Here is a 231-nt window from a genome sequence, read left to right as displayed (position 1 = left end):
CTGCGAGATGAAGGGTTGATTCAACTCGATGAACCCATTCATACTTACGAACCTTTACTATCTTTATTAAAAAGTCATGTCTCTGAACCAGTTCCTCTCACTTTTCGTATGATTGCCTCTCATATATCGGGCCTGCCCAAAACACTCGATAAAGCGAGCCATATAAGAGAAATAACATTAGCTGAGTGTATTGACTTGCTCACCATATTCACACCACCTTGGTCTATCATC

At 40.7% G+C, this 231-nt stretch carries 1 protein-coding gene; it reads left to right on the top strand.

What is annotated here, in order from left to right; translation table 11 throughout:
• On the top strand, window positions 1-231 hold a 231-nt coding region (locus tag SB822_RS61400; protein ID WP_410859707.1), incomplete at both ends, for a hypothetical protein.

Source organism: Paraburkholderia sp. SIMBA_054 (assembly GCF_046534875.1).
GTDB lineage: Bacteria > Pseudomonadota > Gammaproteobacteria > Burkholderiales > Burkholderiaceae > Paraburkholderia > Paraburkholderia hospita.
The sequence above is the reverse complement of the archived record's forward strand: the minus strand, read 5'-3'. Positions and strand labels throughout refer to the sequence as shown.